Source organism: Sorangium aterium (genome assembly GCF_028368935.1).
In the GTDB taxonomy this organism is placed as follows: domain Bacteria; phylum Myxococcota_A; class Polyangia; order Polyangiales; family Polyangiaceae; genus Sorangium; species Sorangium atrum.
The window spans coordinates 1,075,811-1,096,832 of the sequence record NZ_JAQNDK010000001.1; the positions used below are offsets into that span (position 1 = coordinate 1,075,811).

18 protein-coding genes are annotated in these 21,022 nt (G+C 71.0%); 9 read left to right on the plus strand and 9 right to left on the minus strand.

What is annotated here, in order from left to right; translation table 11 throughout:
• Positions 1-101 precede the first annotated feature (101 nt).
• The 6 genes from POL72_RS03860 (at position 102) to POL72_RS03885 (ending at position 8,943) form a co-directional block, all read left to right on the plus strand.
• On the plus strand, positions 102-4,298 hold the full coding sequence (locus tag POL72_RS03860; protein ID WP_272093638.1) for a PAAR-like domain-containing protein: 4,197 nt from the start codon (positions 102-104) through the stop codon (positions 4,296-4,298).
• The gene (locus POL72_RS03865; RefSeq protein ID WP_272093639.1) at positions 4,295-5,971 is read left to right on the plus strand and encodes a hypothetical protein; all 1,677 of its coding nucleotides are present in this window, start codon (positions 4,295-4,297) and stop codon (positions 5,969-5,971) included. Before POL72_RS03860 ends, POL72_RS03865 begins: the two co-directional genes overlap by 4 nt.
• Before the next feature lie 134 nt (positions 5,972-6,105).
• Entirely contained in the window at positions 6,106-6,738 is a 633-nt protein-coding gene (gene nth / locus POL72_RS03870; RefSeq protein WP_272093640.1) for an endonuclease III, read from the plus strand.
• A gap of 7 nt (positions 6,739-6,745) precedes the next feature.
• A complete protein-coding gene (gene ung, locus POL72_RS03875; protein ID WP_272093641.1) occupies positions 6,746-7,429 on the plus strand; it encodes a uracil-DNA glycosylase in 684 nt (227 codons plus the stop codon).
• Positions 7,430-7,436: 7 nt separating this feature from the next.
• Complete coding sequence (locus POL72_RS03880; RefSeq protein WP_272093642.1) at positions 7,437-8,201, plus strand: YkgJ family cysteine cluster protein; 765 nt, start codon at positions 7,437-7,439, stop codon at positions 8,199-8,201.
• Positions 8,202-8,325: 124 nt separating this feature from the next.
• Positions 8,326-8,943, plus strand: coding sequence for a glutathione S-transferase family protein (locus POL72_RS03885; RefSeq protein WP_272093643.1), 618 nt, complete (start codon positions 8,326-8,328; stop codon positions 8,941-8,943).
• Positions 8,944-9,087: 144 nt separating this feature from the next.
• On the opposite strand, the gene POL72_RS03890 is transcribed toward POL72_RS03885, so the two are convergent.
• The 3 genes from POL72_RS03890 to POL72_RS03900 form a co-directional block, all read right to left on the minus strand.
• The gene (locus tag POL72_RS03890) at positions 9,088-10,032 is read right to left on the minus strand and encodes a DUF4351 domain-containing protein (protein ID WP_272093644.1); all 945 of its coding nucleotides are present in this window, start codon (positions 10,030-10,032) and stop codon (positions 9,088-9,090) included.
• A gap of 94 nt (positions 10,033-10,126) precedes the next feature.
• Positions 10,127-10,351 carry a hypothetical protein gene (locus tag POL72_RS03895; protein WP_272093645.1) on the minus strand — a complete coding sequence of 75 codons (225 nt, stop codon included), beginning with the start codon at positions 10,349-10,351 and terminating at the stop codon, positions 10,127-10,129.
• A gap of 12 nt (positions 10,352-10,363) precedes the next feature.
• Positions 10,364-10,543 carry a hypothetical protein gene (locus POL72_RS03900; RefSeq protein WP_272093646.1) on the minus strand — a complete coding sequence of 60 codons (180 nt, stop codon included), beginning with the start codon at positions 10,541-10,543 and terminating at the stop codon, positions 10,364-10,366.
• On the opposite strand from POL72_RS03900, the gene POL72_RS03905 reads away from it, so the two are divergent.
• Positions 10,542-11,447: a PP2C family protein-serine/threonine phosphatase gene (locus POL72_RS03905; RefSeq protein ID WP_272093647.1), complete on the plus strand. Its 906-nt coding sequence runs from the start codon at positions 10,542-10,544 to the stop codon at positions 11,445-11,447. The genes POL72_RS03900 and POL72_RS03905 overlap by 2 nt on opposite strands.
• A 19-nt stretch (positions 11,448-11,466) precedes the next feature.
• Here POL72_RS03905 and POL72_RS03910 read toward each other — a convergent pair whose 3' ends face one another.
• The gene (locus tag POL72_RS03910) at positions 11,467-12,366 is read right to left on the minus strand and encodes an SCE4755 family polysaccharide monooxygenase-like protein (protein ID WP_272093648.1); all 900 of its coding nucleotides are present in this window, start codon (positions 12,364-12,366) and stop codon (positions 11,467-11,469) included.
• A 333-nt stretch (positions 12,367-12,699) separates the two neighbouring features.
• Between POL72_RS03910 and POL72_RS03915 the strand changes: the two genes are divergently transcribed.
• Positions 12,700-13,545: an aldo/keto reductase gene (locus tag POL72_RS03915; protein ID WP_272093649.1), complete on the plus strand. Its 846-nt coding sequence runs from the start codon at positions 12,700-12,702 to the stop codon at positions 13,543-13,545.
• 169 nt (positions 13,546-13,714) lie between these two features.
• A complete protein-coding gene (locus tag POL72_RS03920; protein WP_272093650.1) occupies positions 13,715-14,587 on the plus strand; it encodes a hypothetical protein in 873 nt (290 codons plus the stop codon).
• Positions 14,588-14,606: 19 nt separating this feature from the next.
• On the opposite strand, the gene POL72_RS03925 is transcribed toward POL72_RS03920, so the two are convergent.
• The 5 genes from POL72_RS03925 to POL72_RS03945 form a co-directional block, all read right to left on the minus strand.
• Positions 14,607-16,088, minus strand: coding sequence for a thioredoxin family protein (locus tag POL72_RS03925; RefSeq protein ID WP_272093651.1), 1,482 nt, complete (start codon positions 16,086-16,088; stop codon positions 14,607-14,609).
• Between the two features lie 166 nt (positions 16,089-16,254).
• Complete coding sequence (locus POL72_RS03930) at positions 16,255-17,625, minus strand: phenylacetate--CoA ligase family protein (protein WP_272093652.1); 1,371 nt, start codon at positions 17,623-17,625, stop codon at positions 16,255-16,257.
• Complete coding sequence (locus POL72_RS03935; RefSeq protein ID WP_272093653.1) at positions 17,622-18,803, minus strand: MFS transporter; 1,182 nt, start codon at positions 18,801-18,803, stop codon at positions 17,622-17,624. The genes POL72_RS03930 and POL72_RS03935 overlap by 4 nt, the downstream gene beginning before the upstream one ends.
• Positions 18,800-20,053, minus strand: a complete 1,254-nt coding sequence (locus POL72_RS03940) for an ATP-grasp domain-containing protein (protein ID WP_272093654.1) — start codon at positions 20,051-20,053, stop codon at positions 18,800-18,802. The genes POL72_RS03935 and POL72_RS03940 overlap by 4 nt, the downstream gene beginning before the upstream one ends.
• Before the next feature lie 12 nt (positions 20,054-20,065).
• On the minus strand, positions 20,066-21,019 hold the full coding sequence (locus tag POL72_RS03945) for a 3-oxoacyl-ACP synthase III family protein (RefSeq protein WP_272093655.1): 954 nt from the start codon (positions 21,017-21,019) through the stop codon (positions 20,066-20,068).
• Positions 21,020-21,022: the final 3 nt, after the last annotated feature.

The window sequence follows — 21,022 nt, forward strand, 5'->3', positions numbered from 1 at the left end:
CGCGTCAGGCGCAGCCCTTTGCTCGACCTGCATCACGCCTTGCGCTCCCCTCCCCGAGGATGTGACGCTCACGCGCCATGGCGAAGGTTACCGCACTCGGCATGGACACGATCACCGAGAAATCCGGTCATCAGATGACGGGGACGGCCGTGAGCGTGTGCCTCACGCCGGCCGCGCCGAGCCCGTTACCCATCCCCTACCCCACGATGGGCACCGTCGCGGAGGGGATCATCGACCCGTGCATGCGCACGAAGATCGAGGGCGCGAAGATCCTCACCGTCGGCGGCTGCATGAAGGCCTGCCACGGCAATGAGCCGGGCACGCTCAAGGAGGTCGTCAGCCTCAACACCGGCGGCCCCTGCTTCCCTTGGCTCGGCGCGCCGAACGTCATCATCGAGCTCGGCATGGCCGGCATCACCGGCAGCATGGGCCAGATGAACAAGAGCATCACCGTCGGCGCCGGCGCCAACGCGAGCGGCGCAGGCGGGGGCGGCGGCGGCGGAGGGGGCGGCGGCGGCGGCGCCGGAGGCCCGGGCGGCGGCAGCCCGCAAGGCGGCGGCAACGGCGGCGGAGGCGGCGGCGGCGGCAACAGCGGCGCCGCGCCGCCGAGCCCGCCTGCGCCGCCGGGCGCCGAGGGGCAGGCCAGCGGTGGGCACCCGGTCGATGTCGTGACCGGCACGATGTTCACCCATCCCACGATCGATTTCTCGATGCCGGGCTTCCTCTCGGCGCAGATGACCCGGAGATACCGCAGCTCTGCGGTGCGACACAAGGTCGGCCTCGGCTGGGGTTGGTCGCACGGATTCTCGTGGCAGGCCACGCGCGCCGGAGATCGCGTCGTCCTCGTCGATCCCGACTTCCGCGAGGTTCCCCTCGCGCTCCGAGGCGAGGACGAGGTCGTCGCGCTCGCGTTCGGCGTCCAGGTTCGCTTCGTCGGAGACGACATCGTGGTTGCGCTGAACGACGGCTATTTCCGCGTGCTGCGCCGCGCGGCAGGCTCCCCCGTCTACCGGCTCGCGGCGCTGCGGGACGAGACCGGAAATGCCATCGAGTGCGTCTGGGAGGCCGGAGAGCTGGTCGCGCTGCTCGACTCCGCCGGACGGCGCGCGACTTTGCGGCGCGACGGCTCCTACCGGAGCTGGATCCAGTCGGTCGACGGCGAGGACGGCAAGACGCACGAGCGACGCCTCGTCACGTACGAGATCGACGCGCGGGGCGATCTCGTGCGGGTCATCGACGCGGGCGGCGTCGAGACGAGCTATGCTTACGACGAACATCACTACCTCGTCAGCGAGAGCTTGCCGGACGGGACGGTCTATCGCTTCCTCTACGCCGACCACGCCGGGCAGCGTCGCTGTGTCGAGACCTGGGGCGAGTTGCAGGGAGGCGACATACTGGGCTCCCTCGGCGCGCGCTCCGCGGGCTCGCCTGTGCAGGCGAGAGGTCTCTTTCACGCTCGTTTCGACTACGGGCCTGGCCCCTTCGAGACGCGGATGATCGACGCGGCCGGCGGGGCGCACCGCTACCGGGGCAACGCTCTCGGGCTCGTGGAGGAGTACGTGGATCCGCGCGGCTATTCTTGGACCTACCGCTATGACCAGGCGGGCCGCCTGATCTCCACGAGCGACGGCGGGGGTCGCCTCGAGCGACGCAGCTTCGACCTGCACGGCCGCATGCTCGGCCTCACCAGGCCAGACGGCGCGCGGTGGGCCTGGAAACGAGACGACGAGCAGAGCAAGGTCGTCAGCGTCGACGCCGCTGGCAAGCGGGAGATCGAGACGACGTGCGGCACGCGGACGGTGGAGCACCAGGACGCCCGCGGGCGCATCACCCGCTTCGCCTACGATGCCCACGGGTTGCTGCGCGACATCGCCTATCCCGACGGCACGGTGGAGACGCGCTCGTACGATGCTCACGGCAACATAAGCGAGCATACCTTCGAGGATGGCAGCCGGGCGCGGTACACGTTCGATCTCTTCGGTCGCCCCGTGTGGATCAGGACGCCGCACGGAGCGGAATACGAGCTCGGCTACGACTCGCGAGGCGATCTCGTGTTCATCGCCGAGCCGGGCGACAAAACGACAGAGTTCCGGATTGGCCCGACCCGCCTGATCGAGGCGATGCGCGATCCGTCTGGCGCGGTGACGCGCTACCGTCACGTCGCGGGCGCTCTTGTCGAGTGCGTGCGCGCGGATGGAACCCGCTACGCGTTCGGTCATGATGCCCTGCACCGCCTCGTGTGGATCGAAAACCCGGCCGGCGAGCGCTACCAGCGCGCCTATGACGCCGCGGGGAACATCGTCCGCGAGACATCGTTCGCGGGCGTGACGACGGAGTACGCTTACGACGGCTCGCGCCAGCTCGTGTCCGTCACCCGTGCAGACGGGGCGTGGATCCACCTGCTCCGCGACGCGGAGGGGCGAATCGTGGCACGGGAGCACTCGACCGGGCTCGTCGAGCGGTTCACCTACGGCGCGGGCGGCGCGCTGACAGCGGCCGAGAGCCACGGCGTTCGCGTGCAGTTCGAGCGCGACGAGGACGGGCGCATCCTACGCGAGATCCAGGAGGCGGGCGGGTGGCGGTTCGAGATCGGCACGGAGTACGACAGCAACGGGGGCGTCCTCGGGAAATCGTACTCGACCGGCTGGAGCGTCTCGTTCATCCGGCGCCCGGGAGACGGCGTACCCCTCGCCCTGCGTGCCGTCGCGACGACCCCGGAAGAGCTGCGCTTCGAGTACGACGATCGCGGGGTGGAGACGCTCCGCCGGCGCGCCATCGGCCCAGGCGCCATCGCGACGGAGAGCGATGCGTATGGGCTCCCGACGCGCGTCTCCGTGTTGGGCGAGGACGAAGCAATGCTGCGCGAGCGACGGTACGAGTGGGCCGTGGGTGGGCCGCTGCGGCGAGTCGTCGACACCCACGCCGGGCAGCGGCGGTACGAGCTCGATCCGCTCGGACGACCGCTCGCGGCGGAGGGGCTCGGAGCTGCGGAGCATTTCCACTACGCCCCTCACGGTACGCCGGTGCCCCGCGCACAGCCGTGGGCGATCGGCCGCGGCGGGCGCCCGACGAGCGCCGGTGACGTGCGCGTCGCGTGGGATGCGCTCGGACGTCTCGCCGCGCAGAATACCCCCGATCCGCTGCGGAGCTGGGCGTATACCTATGACGAGAACGATCGCCTGATCGAGGCGCGGCGCGGCGACGGCCGGAGCGTGCGGTACCTCTACGACCCGTTCGGGCGGCGCCTCGCGGAGACGTATGACGACGGCGAGAGCACCTGGTTCGGGTGGGACGTCGACAGCCCCGTCGAGGAACGCAGCACGAAAGGAGGCGTGGTACGCCGCGTCTTCCGCGACGACGGGTACGTGCCGCTGCTCGAGGCGGAGGACGGACGCGCATTCCGGATGATCGCCACCGACGCGGCGGGCACGCCGTGGCTGTACGTGGATCCGAGCCACGACTGCGACGAGATCGATCTCTCGGCGTGGGGCACGGTCGCTCGCCGGAGCGGCCAGCCGGGCGGTCTGCGGTTCGCCGGGCAACGCGAGGACGCGTTCACCGGGCTGCACTACAACCATCACCGGCACTACGCCCCCGCGCTGCACGTCTTCCTCACGCCAGATCCGCTGGGGATCGACGTAACGCTGAACGACGTGGGCTTCGTGCCCAATGTGACGCTGTACGTCGATCCTCTCGGGCTCACGACCATCGTGGTGGGCGCTCCGCACGACCCCACGATCAAGAGCCACGCGAAGCTCCTCAGGAAGCAGTACCCGGGCGCGAAGGTGATCTCCTCGGATCAGCTGGGAAAGCCTCCGAGCTTGTGGCAGAAGCTCCGGGGCAAGAACAACAAGATCGATCCCAATGAAAACCATGTCGTCGTGACGACGCACGGCGCGCCCGGGAGCGCACAGTGGGGCAATGGCAGCGCGAGCGGCGAGCAGATCGGTGATATGCTGAAGAACGCCGGGTTCCAGGGCGGCCCGGGCGCGGTGGTGGACGTCTCCGCCTGCAACGCGGCGACGCCCGCGGCGGGCCAGAAGAGCATCGCCCACGGGATCGCTTCGTCCACGGGCGCCAACGCGAACGGCGCCATGCGCGACCCGTCGGTCGATCCGAACCAGGTCCACAACTACCAAGGCAAGAAACCCTCCTGGAAATTCTGGGGGAAGCCCCCCCAGTATCCCTATCGTCCTGGCGAGATGTGCCCCACGCCCCAGGGCCCCTTCGTGCATCAAGGCTACTACGTCGGAGTGACGCCATCCGGATCGGTCAGCGGCGTCCCGTTCAAGCCATGAGCCCTCGTCTCGCGAGCGTACCGTCCCCCTTTGGCGGGCTGCCCCGGCAGGCGGATATCGACGCGCTGCTCTCGCGGGCCAGCTTCGGGCGCGTGCTGGCGCGACCGCCGGCGCCGGGGCGCAGCGTCGCGCCGACGCTCTCGTGGGTCGACCGCAGCGCGCTCGCCGAGCTGCGGCCGCTGCTCCAGATCGGCGACGGGGCGCCACCGGCCGAGAGCGCATGGCATGAGGCGCCGGTGCTCGAGCTGATCGGCCGAGGCGAGCGCGTCGCAACGCTGACGCTGCATCACGGGCTCGCGGTCGGCTATCCCGGCTGGAACGCAGCCGCCCCGCTCGCGCGCCCGGAGAAACTCGCGCGCTGGCTGGCCGAGCGGGGGTGTCTCACGCCGCCGGGGGGGACGCCGGGCGCCGGGCCCGAGAGCGCGGCGGAAGGGCCCCGCTGGCCGGAGGGCGCTCCGCCTGACCTCGCGCCGCTCCGCGGGGCGCTCGCAGCCCCGGCGGGGGGCCGCCTCGGAGGAGCCGTCGAGGCGTTGTCGGTGCTGGGGCAAGCGCGTCCGGCGCCCCTGGATCAGGCCACGATACTGCTGGAATGGCTCGGTCATGACGCGGGCGCCTGGACGGCCGCGCCACACAGCGATCCCGTGCCGCTCGCGCTGCTCCGCGTGCTCGGGGATGCCGTGGTGGACGACGCCATCCGCGCCGGGCTGAGCTCGGCCGAAGCGCGGCGCGGAGCGGCTCGCTTCGTCGCAGCGACGATCGCGACCCGCGCGGATCAGAAGCGGCGGCGCGAGCGGCTCGCGGGAACCCTCGTCGCCCTGCGGGAGGCCGCGCGGACTTCGGGGGTCGAGGGGAGCAGCCGCGCTCTCGAGGCAGCGCTCGCTCCCGCTCCGCTGGCCGCTCCCGAGGGCACCCGGCTCCTCGCGGCGGCGCAGCACGGTCGCCTCTCTCGGATTTGCCGAGACGGCGATCACGTCGCTGCGCTGGACGGGCTCTCCATCACCCGGTTCAGCGCCGGCGCGCCCGAGGGGCAAATCCTGTTCGAGCTACCCGGCGTGCACACCCCCCTCTTCGCGCGCAACGGGCGCGCATACTTCCTGCTGAACGGCCGCGTCTGCGAGGTATCGACTCCAGGGGGACCGCTCGTCGCAACCGAGCCCAGCCTCTGGTCCCGCATCGCGCGCTCGTCGCTTTCCTACGGCGTCGCGCGCGCGCGGTGGGAGCGCGCGCGGCGACGCTGCGCAGAGCGGGCGGAAGCGCAGGAGCCAATGCCCATCTTCCTCGAGATTGACGAAGAGGAGGAGGAAGCGTACGCGAAGCTCGGCGCGATCGGGGCGCCATTACCGCGCGCGGTAGCGACACGCGCGCTCGCGTGGTTCGCGCCGGGGCTCAACCTCGTCGCCTGGGAGGGTGCGCGCTCCGGGTCCGCCAAGCTCGGAGGTCGACCCATCCACCTCGCAGCCGGCGATGACGGGCTCTACGTGCTCGTCGAACACGCGCCGGGAGAGCACGCCGTCCTCCGGATCGACGGCGGGGCGATCACGACGTCAGCGCGCTTCCAGGTGGAACCTCGGGCCATCGTACACTGGAGGCCGGCAGGAGAGAGCGTGCACCTGCTCTTGGAAGCGCCGCTCGGCGACGTGCTCGTGGACGTGGCGCTCGGCAAGAAGGCGTGAGCGGCGCTGGCCGCTCGGGAAGGCGAGCGCCGACGCCCCGCGCTCGCCGCGCACAGCCTCGTCGCCCGGCGTCGCTGAGGGGCCGAGCGCCGCTGACGGGCGGCCCGGGGCTGGGTTACGCTGCGATGACCCCCATGAACGCCCGAGACCGCATCCCCCTCCTCCTCGCTCAACTGCGCGAGGAGTACCCCGACGCGCGTTACGAGCTCGACTGGAAGACGCCGCTCGATCTGCTCGTCGCGACCATCCTGGCCGCGCAGTGCACGGACGAGCGCGTCAACCGGGTGACCGCCACGCTCTTCCCGAAGTACCCGACGGCGCAGGCGTACGCCGACGCGCCCACGGCGGAGCTCGAGGAAGAGCTCAAGCCGACCGGCTTCTACCGCCAGAAGACGAAGATGGTGCAGGCCATGTGCAGGGAGCTCGTCGCGCGCTTCGGCGGCGAGGTGCCCGCGACCATGGCCGATCTCACCACGCTGCCGGGCGTGGCCAGGAAGACGGCGAACGTCGTGCTCAACACGGCGTTCGACATCGCCTCGGGGATCATCGTCGACACCCACGTCGCCCGCCTCAGCGGGCGCATCGGCCTCTCGAAGCGCGAGAAGCCCGAGCAGATCGAGGAGGATCTGATGAAGATCGTGCCGAAGGATCAATGGACGTTCTTCGGCCCCGCGCTGGTGCTGCACGGCCGCTACACCTGCGTCGCCAGGAAGCCGAAATGCGGGGAGTGCCGGATGAGCGAGTTCTGTCCGAAGGAAGGGGTCTGAGCGAGAGATGAAGATCGATCTACCTGCCTCGTGGGAGCGCGTGCTCGCCGGAGAGCTCGAGCAGCCGTACTTCAAGAAGCTGGCGCGCTTCGTCGAGGACGAGCGGAAGGCGCACCAGGTGTTTCCCGCGGAGGAGGACGTCTTCGCCGCGTTCAAGCTCACGCCGTACGAGAGCGTGCGCGTGCTGCTCCTCGGCCAGGACCCGTACCACGACGACGGGCAGGCCCACGGGCTGTGCTTCTCCGTGCGCCCGGGCGTCACGCCACCGCCGTCGCTGGCCAACATGTACAAGGAGGCGGTCTCGGATCTGCCGGGCTTCGCGATCCCCAGCCACGGCTGCCTCACCACGTGGGCGACCCAGGGGGTGCTGCTGCTGAACACCGTGCTCACCGTCCGGGCGCACACGCCGAACTCCCACAAGAACCAGGGCTGGGAGTCGTTCACCGACGCGGTCATCAAGAAGGTCAACGACAGGCCCGACGGGGTGGTGTTCGTGCTCTGGGGCGGCCACGCGCAGAAGAAGGCGAAGCTCATCGACGCGAAGCGCCACACGGTCATCAAGGCGGCTCACCCCTCGCCGCTGTCGGCGAGGAGCGGGTTCTTCGGCAGCAAGCCGTTCTCGACCATCAACAGCGCCCTCCGCGCCCGCGGCGCCGAGGAGATCGACTGGCGGCTCCCGGAGACCGCGTAACGCCGCGATGACGCCGCGGAAGCGCTCCCTGCCGCTCTCCCCGGGGACGCGGTACACCCCCGCCGTCCTCGAGGGGATCGCCGACGGGGAGCGCGCCGCGCTCGCGCCGTCGCTCGCCGCGCGCACCGAGGCCGGCGCGGTGTCGGCCGCGGCCTCGGCGCTCGCGCGGGCCGAGGCGCTGCAACGGGCCTCGGTGGGCGCCGAGCCGCCCGAGCGGCCCATCGCCTGCAGGGAAGGCTGCTCGACCTGCTGCGTCAGCAAGGTGCTCGTGCTGGCGCCGGAGGTGCTCCGCATCGCAGCCCACCTGCGCGCCACGCGGAGCCAGGCGGAGCTCGCCGCGCTGGAGGAGCGCGTCCGCGCGGCCGACGCGGCGACGCGCGGGCTCTCCCGCCTGGAGCGCGCCGAGGCCGGCGTCACCTGCCCGCTGCTCGACGAGCGCGGCGCCTGCTCGATCCACGCTGTCCGCCCTATCGTGTGCGCAGGCTGGAGCTCCCTCGACGCCGCGGCGTGCGAGCGCCACTTCGCCGCGCCCGCGTCCATCCCCACGGCGCCCATGCACCGCCCGGGCTACGAGGTCGCCAACGCCGTCCTCGCCGGGCTCGGATGGGCTGCGAAGGAGCAGGGCCTCGACGCCGCGCCGCTCGAGCTCATCGCCGCGCTGCGCATCGCGCTCGAGCGCCCGAACGCCGGCGAGCGGTGGCTCGCGCGCCTCCCGGTCTTCGCCGCGGCCCGCGACGCCGAGTGGCAGGAGGATCGGCGGCGCGAGGGATGAGCGCGCGCCGCGATCGGCCGCGTCATCTGGGCGCTCGCGGTCGGAGAAATCCGTTTAGGCTAGCGCGCCGCGGAGGTCGCCGCCGGTCGGCGCCTCGCGACGGAACACAGGACAAGGAGACGCGATGAAGATCTACGGACATCCCATGAGCACGTGTACGCGCAAGGTGCTGACGGTGCTCGCCGAGAAGGGCCAGGAGGCGCAGTTCGTGCTCGTCGACCTGACGAAGGGCGCGCACAAGCAGCCCGAGCACCTCGCGCGCCACCCGTTCGGCGTGATCCCGGTGCTCGAGGACGAGGACTTCACGCTCTACGAGTCGAGGGCGATCATGCGTTACCTCGATCACAAGCTCCCGGGAGCTCCGCTGACGCCGACCGAGCTCAGGGCGAGGGCGCTCATGGATCAGTGGCTCAGCGTGGAGCAATCGTACTTCGCCACCCCGGCGGTCAAGATCGCCTTCCAGCGGGTCTTCCTGCCGATGCAGGGCAAGCCGGGCGACGAGTCCATCGTCGATGCGTCCAAGGCCGAGGTCTCGAGGACGCTCGACGTGATCGAAAAGGCGCTGGCCGGCCACGAGTACCTCGCGGGCTCGAGCTACTCGCTGGCCGACATCTCGTGGATGCCGTACCTCCAGTGTCTCGTGGTGTCGAACGTCGGGGAGCTCATCACCGATCGGCCGAACGTCGCGGCGTGGTGGAAGCGGATCAGCGCGCGCCCCGCCTGGGTGAAGGTGTCGTCCTGACGCCTGCCGGCCTGCCCTGAGCGGGCGTCTTCTGCGCAGAGAGCGACGGGGGGGTCGCCGACGCCTGAGACGCCGGAGCATCGCTGCCGCCCCTGCGCGGCCATGCTGCCGGACGGCCAGGCGCGGCGGGCCTTCCTCGGCCCTTCAGCTCGGGGCGCCGAGCACCTCGTCGAGCGTCCGCGCGCCGAGCACCCGCTCGCCCCACCGCTCGAGCTCGGCCACGTCGGCTGCATCGATGCGAGCGACGACGGCCGCGGGCAGCTCGCCGAAGCGGGCGCGGAGCTGCCGCAGCAGGAGGTTGCGCCCCCCCTCCTTCAGCCCCTCGTCGCGCCCTTCCTTCAGCCCCTCGTCGCGCCCTTCGTTGCGCAGCTTCTGCTGGTAGTCCTCGAACCACGCCCGGATCTCTGCGCTCACGTCGTCCTCCTCGCTCGTCGCCTGCTCATCGAGCCCGAGCTGGAAATGTACCAGGAGAGGCGTGGCGACGCTCCTCTCCCAGGCATCCTCCCGCATCGCCGCCAGATCGGCGAGCGCCTCGCGCAGCACGCGCCCGGATCCGAGCAGGCGCAAGAGCAGCGTCTCCTGTGTCCGGGGCAGCTCGGACAGCACGACGATGCGAAGCGCGAGCCCCGGCGCCGCGTGGTACACGCCGGGCTTCACCTCGTGGCACTCGTACGCTGCGAGCACGCTCTCCGGCCGGCCCGAGCTGATGACGACGAGCGCAGGGAAAGCCACGGCCGGCTGGGTCGATGCGTCGGGTTCGGCATCGTTCGACGAGGCGCCAACGGGAGACGCAGACGCGCGGGCCCGGCGTTCGAGCTCGTGATACCAGGTGAGCTGCTTGCGGAGACACGAGCGGACCTGCCGCAGGCCGGGCGTGCGGTGAAACGGCTCGAACAGGCTCGGCTCCGCGGAGAGCTCGCCCAGCAAGCCCATCCCGGCGCGCTCAGCGTCCCGCGCGGGATCGGGCACGCTGTAGACATCGATCTTCTGCGTCGCCGCGAGCACCTCCACCTCCGTCTCCGGAGACGAGGCTCGGCTGAGCGCCTCGCGCAGAATGTTCTTCGCGAACTGGTCAGCGCCGTTGTGCATCGGCGGCGCACCCTAACCGCATCACGGAGAACGGCCCACAAGATAGAGCGGAATATGAGCGGCAAGCATGCTTACGCGAGGAGCTCTGTGCTCATCACGAAAACGACTCTCCAAGCTGCGGCGCCCGCCAATAGGCGCTACCGAGCCACGCCGGGGTCGACGCTTCAAGCCACCTCATCCCTCGCCTGGCGTGTCCGCCGGAGAGCACCTCCACTTCGCCGGAGAACGGCAGGACGCGCCGCTCGATCTCGGCGCGCGCGAGGGTCTGGACGTGCGTGGCGCGCTCCCACGCGCGCTCGGGGTTGGGGAGCAGTCTCATGCGGTCTCTTCTTCATTTCAGGTACGAGGCGCGCCGCGCGTCGAGCGCCCACGTCGCCTCGGCGAGGGCTCCGCCGGGCGTGGCCGCCGCGGTCGCCGCACGCGGCAGCTCCACGCCCGCCGTGGCGATCTCGACGAGCGGCGCGTCGAGCGCCCTCCCTCGGACAGCGCCCCCGCGGTACGATGCGCGCATGCCCGTGTACCGCACGTCCGCCGTCGAACACGCCGCGGCGGTCGCCGTGGCGGCCCGGACCGACGTGGGCCACAGCCGCGAGCACAACGAGGATACCTTCCTGATCAGCGATCTCGCGCGCGGGCTCGCCCATGGGCCCCCGGCCGTCCAGGCGTCCATCGAGCCGCCGCTCGCCCTGTCGCTCGGCGTCTACGACGGCTCGGGCGGCGCGTCGTCCCCTGACGCTGCGAGCCGGCTCGCGGCGCGCATGGTCCACGCCCTCCTCACCCGCTCCGCGCCCCGATCGAGCGACGCCCTCGAGCGGAGCCTCCTCGAGGCGATCGGCGAGGCCGGACGCGCGGTCCGCGAGAACGCCCGCCGGAGCTCACAGCACCGGAACAGCGGCACCACGGCGACCGTGGCCGCGCTCTGCGATGAGCGCCTCCTGCTCGCGCAGGTCGGCGACAGCCGCGCCTACCTCCTCCGCAGCGGCGTCCTCACCCAGCTCACGCGCGACCAGACCCTCCTCCAGTCGCTGCTCGAGAGCGGCAAGCTGCGGCCCGAAGAGGCCGCCACCTTCGAGCACAGGGGCGTGATGCTCCAGGCGCTCGGGCTCCGCGAACACCTCAGGATCGCGCTCTCCGCCGTCGAGCTCCGCCGCGAGGACACCCTGCTGCTCTGCACCGACGGGCTGAGCGACCTCATCGACGATCGGCACATCGCCGCCACGCTCGACGCCCACCCCGAGCCGGCGGCAGCCGCCAGCGCCCTGATCGACGCCGCGCTCGCCGCCGGAGGCCGCGACAACGTGACCGCGCTGGTCACGCGGTTCGACGGCCCCTGGCTCGCTCCGCCGGCCAGCGACCGCGCCGCGGAGATCATCGAGATCGCCAGGTTCTCCGAAGGGTCGACGCGCCGCTCCTGACGGCGCGCCGGCCCCGCGATCACGAGCGCCGCGACCGGCGCCCGGCAGCGTCCCGCCGCGGCGCCAGCCGGCCTCGCCTCCGCCCGCGCGCCGCGAACGCAAGGGCGGCGAGCGCGCCGAGCCCCGCCGAGATCGGAGCCCCGCCCGCCGCGCCGCCGAAGCTGCACCCGCCGTCGTCCTCCGCTGCGCCAGATCCCTCGTCAACGCCAGCGCCCGTCGTTGCGCCCCCGCCCGTGCCCGCGCCAGCGCCCGTCGTTGCGCCCCCGCCCGTGCCCGCGCCCGCGCCCGTCGTCGCATCCCCGCCTGCGCCCACCGTGGCGCTGCTGCTCGCGCTCGTCGTTGCGCCCCCGCCCGCGCCCGTCGCGCCGCCACCGGCGCCGGCGCTGGCGCTGGCGCTGGCGCTGGCGCTGGAGCTTGCGGGGGCAGGGTCGGAGGACTTGAGCACCAGATCCGCACAGCGGTAGTACAGGGTGGCCGGCCTCCTGTCCGTCATGACCTGGATGAGCTGAAGCGTGCAGTTGTCACACTCCACGTCCGGGAGCGTGACCTCCGCCGAATACGACCCTCCCTTCTTGTCGGCGATGCCGTCGAGCAGGCAGCCCTTGTCGACCCCCGGCTCGCAGAGATCGTTCTCGTTCGCCGGCTCCGGGAAATCGTCGAAGCCGTCGTCGTCGAACATGATCCGGAAATGCCCGGGGTGATCGATCGTCTCGTTCCACATCACCGTGATGGTCTCGCCCGGCTCGAACACGGTGACGGTCTCGCCCCGCGCATCGCCACGAGCACCGCAAGGCGACACCTTCTGCTGGTCGTCCGCGTGCCTCGGCGCGGGGGACGTGAGGTCGATGTGCGCGCTGCTCACGCCAGCGAACGACATCACGGCGGCCAGTACGAACGATCCCATCAGCATGCAACGCATCGATCTACCTCCTCAGAGCTCGCGGGCAGCGCAATCTACACAGCGGCTCATCGTCTGTCTGCGACATCCTCAAGCAAGGAATTTTCTATGGACAAGGCGCCAGCGACCGACGGCGCGAACCGCCGGGCTCAGCCCGGTGAAGGCGCTCGGGCTTGCCTTTCGTGGCGAATTCAGCGATCCCACCCGGGGCGGAGGGGCGCCCCTGGAACGCCGATCAGGTAGAAACGCTGTGTCCATGCGGCTCTCCGTGAAGGGAGGCCAGCACGGACCGCGTGGGGGCGGGGCGGGGGCGGCGCGTGCCGCCCCCGGTGACAAAAGCGGAGGTTCATCATCATGGAGCAGCGCGCACTCGGTTCTACTGGCGTCAAGATCCCGGTCGTCGGACAGGGTACCTGGCAGATGGAGATAGGCGATGAGGCCGCCTGCATCGACGCCATCCGGCGGGGGATCGACGCGGGCATGACGCACATCGACACGGCGGAGATGTACGGCTCGGGTGCTGTCGAGGCGCTCGTCGGCAAGGCGATCGCCGGCCGCCGCGACGAGGTGTTCCTCGCCTCCAAGGTGCTGCCGAGCAACGCGAGCTACTCCGGCACGATCGCCGCATGCGAGCGCAGCCTGGAGCAGCTCCGCACCGACCGGCTCGACCTCTACCTCCTCCACTGGCCCGGGCCGCACCCGCTCGAGGAGACGTTCCGCGCCTTCAAGGACCTGAGGGACCGGGGCAAGATCCGGTATTTCGGCGTCAGCAACTTCGACCAGGCGGAGCTCTCGAAGGCGATCGCCATCGCCGGAGCGCGCGAGATCGCCTGCAACCAGGTGCTCTATCACCTGCTCGAGCGGTCGATCGAGCACCGGGTGCTGCCGCTCTGCGAGCGGCACGGCATCGCGGTCGTCGCCTACAGCCCGTTCGGCTCGGGCCGGTTCCCGGCGCCGGACAGCACGGCGGGCAGGGTGCTCGCGTCCGTCGCCGCCGCCCACCGCGCGACGCCGTGGCAGGTCGCGCTGCGCTTCCTGCTCCGCCGCCAGCCGCTCTTCGTGATCCCCAAGGCCGCGAACGCCGCACACGCGCTCGACAACGCGGCCGCGGGCGATCTGCGCCTCAGCAGCGAGGACATCGCTCGCCTCGAGACGGCCTTTCCGCTCGGGCGGGATCGCGGCGTGCTGCCGACGCTGTAAAGCGGGCGGCGAGCAGAGGAACCGTGAGGACGCCAGAAGCCACCAAGATTGGAATTTCCGTCTGACGCCTTCTGGCACCTGGGCGTGTCTTTCCTTCGCGAGCTCGGCTTCGTTCCGCCGAACGGCGGGGGCCCTCTTGGCGGGCGGCCGAGCGTGGCATACTACGCACATGAGCCACGCACGCCTATCCTCGCTTCTCTTCGGGCTTTCTCTCGCCGCCTGCAGCGGCACGGTCGAGATCCCGTCGAGCGACGGTGGCGCCGATGATTTTCGCAATCTCTGCGGCGGCACGGTCGACATGCCGTCCGGCACCGGCGGCGCCGGCGACAGCGGCGGCACGGCCAGCACTGGCGACACCGGCGGCGGCGGTGCTGGCGGCTCCGCCAGCTCGACCTCGAGCGGCGGGACACCGCTCGCCTGCGGAGGGCGCAGCGGTGGGATCTGCAGCGCGGAGGAGTACTGCGACTTCCCCGACGACTCGTGCGGAACGTTCGACACCATCGGCAGGTGCACCCCCCGGCCCGGGGGGTGCCCGGAGGACTGCCCGGGCGTCTGCGGGTGCGACAACCAGTTCTACTGCAATGCGTGCGCTGCGCAGCAGGCCGGCGTGGACGTCTCGGCGAATGCGTCCTGCGTCGAGCCCGAGGTCGGCCGCTACACCGTCTCTTACTGGCCCGGCGGGTACGATCACCTCACCATCTACAAGGCCCGACCCGAGGCGGACCTCTGCGTGGTGCTCTACGCCGAGGCGCCGAGCAGGCAGTCGCCCGAGGGCTTCGCCATCGTCACGGTCCCGGAGGTGTGGAGTGTGTCGCGCATCCTGATGAGCAAGGGGGCGGCCAGCTGCACGCCGGACGGCCAGGGCTCAGCTGGCGCCGCCGTGAGCGCGACCAGCGCGACCGGGAGCCTGACGGTGCAGACCTCGGGGAGCACTTCCTTCCCATCCACCATCGACGTGGACATCACCGTGTTCTTCCCGGAGGAGCCCACGACCGACCGCCTCCGCGCGACGGGCCTTGTCGTGGGCACCGGGGAGAACTAGCGGCCCCTGGAAGCCGCCGTCAGCGCTTCTTCACACCGCCGCCGCGCTGGGCCTTCTCCGCCTCGTCGAGCCGCCGCCGCGCGTCGTCCAGGGCCGCCTGGCTGGCGTGGCCCTTCGGGAGCGCCTCGTAGCCGGCCACCTCCTCGCGCAGCGTGGCGATCTGCTCCGCGCCCCGCCCGAGCCGCTGCTGGATCTCCGCGCGGAGCTTCAGGTAGCGCAGCCGGCGCGGGCCATAGGCGCGCCCGACGGCGCGCTCCACCGCGGCGAGCGCCTCCGCCTCGCGGCCCATCGCGTGGAGCACCTGCGCGAGCCGCGCGGGCGGCTCGTACGACGCGGGCATCTGCGCCTCGCGCTGCGAGAGCATCGCGATCGCCTCCTCGCCGCGGCCGAGCGCGACATAGGCCATGGCGCGCCCGTAGTCGTACGCGGCGGCCGCCTCGGGCGTCTTCGCCTCCTTCGCGGCCCGCTCCAGCACGGCGAGCTTCGACTCGCTCGCAGCGCGGGCCCCGCCCGCATCGCCGAGCGCCTCGAGCCCCTCGGCGAGCAGGCCCCACGCGTCGGCCCTGTCGTCTGCGCTCGCGTCCGCGGGCGGGCTCGCGACGATCGACCGCAGCCGGGCGACGGCCGCCTCGCGCGCGGCCCGCTGGGCCTTGCCGCCGGGGAGCGCGGCCGCGCAGGAGAGCAGGACGCTCGCGAAATCGGCGGGCAGCGCCGCGCCCTTCACCTCGCCGACGTGCGCGCTGCCGAGCTCCACGCACGCCGCAGCGTCCTTCTTGCGGTAGAGCGCCGCCAGGAGACCGAGCAGCGCCTCGCTGCGCCGCGGCCACGCCTCTCCGCCCCGGGCCAGGGCGCGCCGGTAGGCGGACACCGCCGCGGCGTGGTCACCGGCGCTGTGGGCCCGCTTCGCCTCGACGAGCAGGCGGTTCGGATCGTCCGCCGGCAGCGCCGACGCAGCCTTGGAATCCATCGCGAGCAGCGCGTCGCGGATCAGCTCGCGCAGCTCCTCGACCGAGGCGGCGCCCCGCCAGAGCCCGATCACCTCGCCGGCCGCCGGCTCGAGGACGAAGAACGTCGGCCACACCGTCACCTCGTGACGCTCCAGGAACGGCGCGCTCTCCGGTCGATCCGTGTCGACGTCCGCGAACACCACCCGATCGGCGAGCGGGCGCAGCGACGGATCCGTCAGCACGTAGTGCTTCATGCTCAGGCACGTGTGGCACCACGGCGCCCACGCATCGACGAACAGCGCCTTGCCCTCCGTCCGAGCCTTCTCGCGCGCGCGAGACACGTCGTCGTGGATGAACTCGAGCGGCGGCCTCGCCGCGGTCGGCTCCGGCCTCTCGGCCGGCACCGGCCTCCCGGCGGGCTCCGCAGCCGCGGCCGCGGGCGCCGCGGCAGCCGGCGGCGCGGGCGCGCGCGGCGGCGGCGAGGCAGTACAGGCGGCGAGCGTGGAGAGCGCGGTCGCGGACAGGAGGACGGGGAGCGACGCCGTGGGACGCACGCCGCCATGGTAGCCCGAGCGCGGCGGCCACGACAGGGGTTCACCCGGACGGTCGCAGCCGCCAGCCCGCAGCCGGGTAGCAGCGCCGCGATCATCGCGACGCACGCGAGGCGCCGTCGAACGGCTCAACCAACAAGGAGCGTCGGCGTCATGAGCCGTGGCCATCCTATCTGGCGCCCTCGAGCGCTGCCGCGCCGTCCTCGCCTGCATGTGGCCGCGCGCCAGCCTCCCGGAGCGCCGACGGCTCGCTCCCGGTCTTGAAGCGCCGGTCGACCACGAGCGGGACCTTCCCCGTGCGCTCGCTCCGCAGCAGCGCGCCCTCCGCGAGGACGTCGACCGACACCAGGATCGAGCCCCGCTCGACGGACTTCCCGAGGACCGGCAGGCGTTCCAGGATCTTCCGCCGTATCTCTCTCTCGTCCAGGTGAGCGCCCTCGAGGCGGACCACCAGGTGGGCGTTGTGCTTGTAGCGATCGAGCACGATCTGCATGGCCGAGGGGCCCTCGTCGGAGAAGGCCTTGACGAGCTGGTGCACCCAGACCGTGGCGTCGCTCGAGAGCTTCAGGAACTCGCCCCCGCGGCCGAGGAACTCGATCTTTCGATAGGGCAGCCCGCACGCGCATGCCTCGTCGAGGAAGCGGCCTCGATCGCCGATGTCGTAGCGGACCAGCGGATAGAGCGTCCGGTAGAGCGACGTGAGGACGATGCGCCCCTCCTCGCCCTCCTCCACCGGCCTGCCGTCGTCGTCGACGATCTCGACGTGGTTGAAATCGTCGAGGGTGTGGTGCTCGTTCCCCGTGCAATGCGAGCACTGGAAGCCGAACTGCAGGGCGTCGACCGACGCGATCACGGAGGCGATGCGCCTCACCCCCATGTGCGTCCTGAGCCAGTCGGCGTCCACCGGCGACAGCCCAGCGCCGCCGTAGAGGAGCAGCTCGAAGCCGAAGGACGGCTCGACCTCGTGGATCTTGCGCAGCTTGTGCATGAAGGAGAGCGGATTGGCGAACAGCACGTCGATGCGCATCCGGCGGGCGGCGTTGAGGAAGAAGGCCGGCTCGACGTGGGGGCCAAAGGGCAAGCTGCGCGCCCCGAGCTCGAGCAGCTCGTGCTCCAGCGTGATCAGCCCGCCATAGAGCTCGCCGATGGCGAGGCAATTGGCGACATTGTGCTCCTTGCGCACCCCCATCAGGCTCAGCATCCTGACGCCGGAGCGGATCATCTCCCTGATCTCGGCGCCCGAGTAGATCGAGAACTTCGGCTCTCCGGAGGTCCCGCCCGTCTGGAGGACGACGCCGCCGTGCTCCTCGCCGCTCTTCAGGCGCTCGGGGGCCGTCATCATCGCGTCGCTGTAGGCCTTCTGCGTGGTGACCGGGGCCAGCGCCAGCGCGTCGAAGCCGGTCGCGTCCCGCGGGAGGATCCCCGCGTAGTATTCGGCGCGGCGCGCGGCGGTGAGCACCCGGTCCAGGCGTCCCACGACCTCCCTACGGAGCTCCCGTGCCGTGCGCGCCGCCGGCGCGCTCTCGTATCTCATGCTCATGACATTTCCTCCGAAAAGGCCTGACGGCCGACTGCTAGGGTGACGAGGCAGAACAGGGTGGCCATGCCCGCGACGAAGCCGACGCCCCACGGCGCGCTCCAGCTCAGCATCTTGGTCGTGCCGCCGATGCCGATGACGGTGACGATGGACACCAGCAGAAAGCGGAAGCTCGATATGCGGCCCTTCTGCGCCGGCGGCATCCGCTGGTAGAGCTTCGACGTGAGCAGCGCGTTGGTGAAGCCGATCGCGGCGCCGAGGCCCAGGAACGACGCGGTCGTCGCCGCCCTGCTCCGCGCGACCGTGATGACCGTGAGGAACAGGACCTGGAGCAGCTGAAACCCGACGAGGTGCCGCGGGCTCCCCCCCTTCCTCGCGAGCAGGAACGTGATGACCGCCCCGGCCGCGAACGCACCGTCCAGCCCCGAGAGCCACACCGCATCGCCGCCGAACCGGCTGTTGACGAGCGGCACGAGGATCAGGTTCAAGCATGCCATGACGGCGAGATCGCCTGTCGAGATCGCCACGTGGACGAAGAGCGACGGCGTGCGCCGCATCCCTTGCGCCAGCTCCTTCCAGTCCTTGATCACCTGCGAGACCGAGACGAGCGCGGCGCGCCGCGCCGGATCGCCGGAGACCTCCAGCCTCCAGAGGATCAGGCTCGTGGCCAGGAACAACCCAGCGTCGATGAGGAACACGACGGAGTAGCTGAGGCGCGCGAGCAGCACGCCGACGGCCCCGACGCCGAGCAGCTGACCGAGCTGGAGCAGCAGCATCGCGAGCGACGAGTAGCGGACCTGCTCCTCTTTCGCGACCACCCCCGGCACCAGCGCGAAGGCGGCGGTCTTGTAGAAATGGGAGCCTACCTTGAGCAGCGCCGAGAGGGCCACGACGGCGATCGTGGCCTCGTACCCTGGATGGAGCGCCAGCGCGGCCAGCATCACCATGATGAGCGCGCGGTTGATCCCGGCGGCCGAGGCGACGAGCTTGGGATTGAGCCTGTCGATGATCGGCCCCGCGTAGATCTGGCTCAGCACGCCGATCAGGTAGTCGAAGCCGAGCACGAACGCGAAGGACGACACCGCTCCTGTCCGGTCGAACAGGAACTTGCCCAGCGCCAGCGTGTGCATTCCATCGGCGACGTTGGTGAGGAGCGTCGCGGTCAGGAGGCGCCGCTTCAACTGAGCACCTCCGTCGCGTGCGGGACGACCCGGATCTCCTCGCTGAGCCGCCGCACGACCTCGGCGACCTCGGCGCTGTCCCCGCCGCGCAGGATTGCCGCGGCGGGGACTTCCCAGTACTGGTGCGTCACCGATTTCTTCAGCCGGTCGTGGGGCTGCGCGACACGGAGCTTCACGACAGCGCCCGAGCCCGGGAGCCAGTCAGGCGTCGTCACACGGCACGAGGCCTCGGGAAAATGATGGCCCGGCACGACCAGCCAGCCGAACCACGGCCCCTCTGTCTTCGTGACCTCCCGGACGGGCCCCCCGGGCAACGGGCGACCGAGCCGCCGCGCCTGAGCCCGGATGAGGACGTCGATCTCCTCGGTCGGTATGTGGACGCCGGTCGAGGCCTCCGTCGCCGGGATGACATCGGCGCCGCCCGCGCGGTTGGCGACCTCCAGGAACACGAGCTCCTCCGGCCCCTCGATCACCTCGAGGTGGAAGGCGCCGTCGACGATGCCGACCGCGCGCAGGCAATCGAGGAAGAACGCCCGGTACTGGTCCGACATCCTGAACTGCGCCGAGCCGAGCGGCTTGCTGCCCCACGCGTACTCGAGCGGCGTGTTGACGTAGCGGCTCGCCACGATGAGGCGCGGGGCGCCCCCATCCATCACGCCGTCGACATGGAGGATGGGCCCCTCGACGAACTCCTCGATCTCTCCGTCCGCGTAATACTCGTCGTTCTCCGGCCGGACGACGAAGGCGAGCGCCTCGCGCGGTGAGCCGAAGACGTGCACGCCGATGCTGCTGGCGCCCAGCGTCGGCTTCAGGATGGTGCGCCCCTCCCACGGCACGGACGCGACCGGGGCGCCCTTCTCCACCGTCCGGAGGTCGATGTTGCGCGGGCTCCTCAGGCCGGCCGCCGCCACGAGCCGCTTCATGAGGATCTTGTCCTTGAACTTCAGCAGCTCGTCGTAGCGAGGACCCGGGATCCCGAGGTGCTCGCGCACCTCGCCCGCCTCGTGCAGGTCGAACTCCGACAGGGCCATGACCATCTCGTAGCCGTCCGCCGCCGAGACGATCGCGTTGATCTCCACGTGACGCTTCGCCACGCCTGGGATCACGAGCCTCTCGCAGCGCAGACCGGCCGGCAGATCCGCGATGCGCGCCGCCGTACCCACGTACGTGACGTCGTGCGCGCCGTGATCGAGCGCGCGATGATACTCCATTTTTCGATAAGGCACGGTGTGCATGATGAGGATTTTCATACCTGGGACCTTTCAGACCTGAATGAGGCTCGCTCCCCAAGAGAAGCCCACGCCGCTCGACACGACGACGACCCGCTGACCGGGACGGAGCCTCTTCGTCCTGAGGCCGTCGGCGAGCGCGAGGGCCGTGTCCGTGGAGCCGAGGTGACCGTAGTCGCGGAAGCTAAGATACGACTGCGACTCGCTGAGGCCGAAGCGCGCGAGGACCTCGCGCAGCACCCGCTGATCGCCCTGGTTCATGAACAGATAATCGATGTCCCGCGCCCGCAGGTTGGCCTCGTCCAGGACCTGCCCAACCAGCCTGGTGATGTAGTGCAGATACTGATCATGAAGGCTCACCTCCGCCGTGCACGGCTCCGTGACGATCGTGGACGCGCCCCGGGGGAGCTTGTACAGATCCACGTACGTGCCGTCCGTCGCGAACGCGCTCGACAGGACGTGGAGCGACGGCGCGTACCGGTCGCACAGCAGCGCCGAGGCGGCGTCGGCGAAGTTGAACAGGCTCTTCGACCCGGGATCCGTGTGATCGACGTAGCTCGACAGCGTGTCGGCGCAGATCAGGAGCGCCCGCCGGTAGGAAGAGGTCGCCAGCATCAGCCCCTTGATCACGTGGAGCGCCGCGTTCAGCGAGTTGCAGCCGTTGCTCAGCTCGAAGCAGAACGCGCCCTTCGCGCCGATGGCCGCCTGGATCTTGCCTGCCGGTGACCAGAGCGCGTGGTCGGTGAGGCCGGTCGAGGCGTAGACCAGGAGATCGATGCTGTCCGATGCGAAGGGGTGGCGCGCCCTCAGATCGTCGATCGCCTCCAGCGCGAGCTCGACGCACCGCCGCCCTTGCGCCACCGGCTTGGAGGCGAGCTGCATCTTGTCCGTGAAGAACTCGATCGGCACCCCGGACGCCGCGCTGATCGAAGAGGCGCTCATGCGCGCCGGCGGGACGCAGAGCCCTAGTTCAACGATGCCAAACATGCT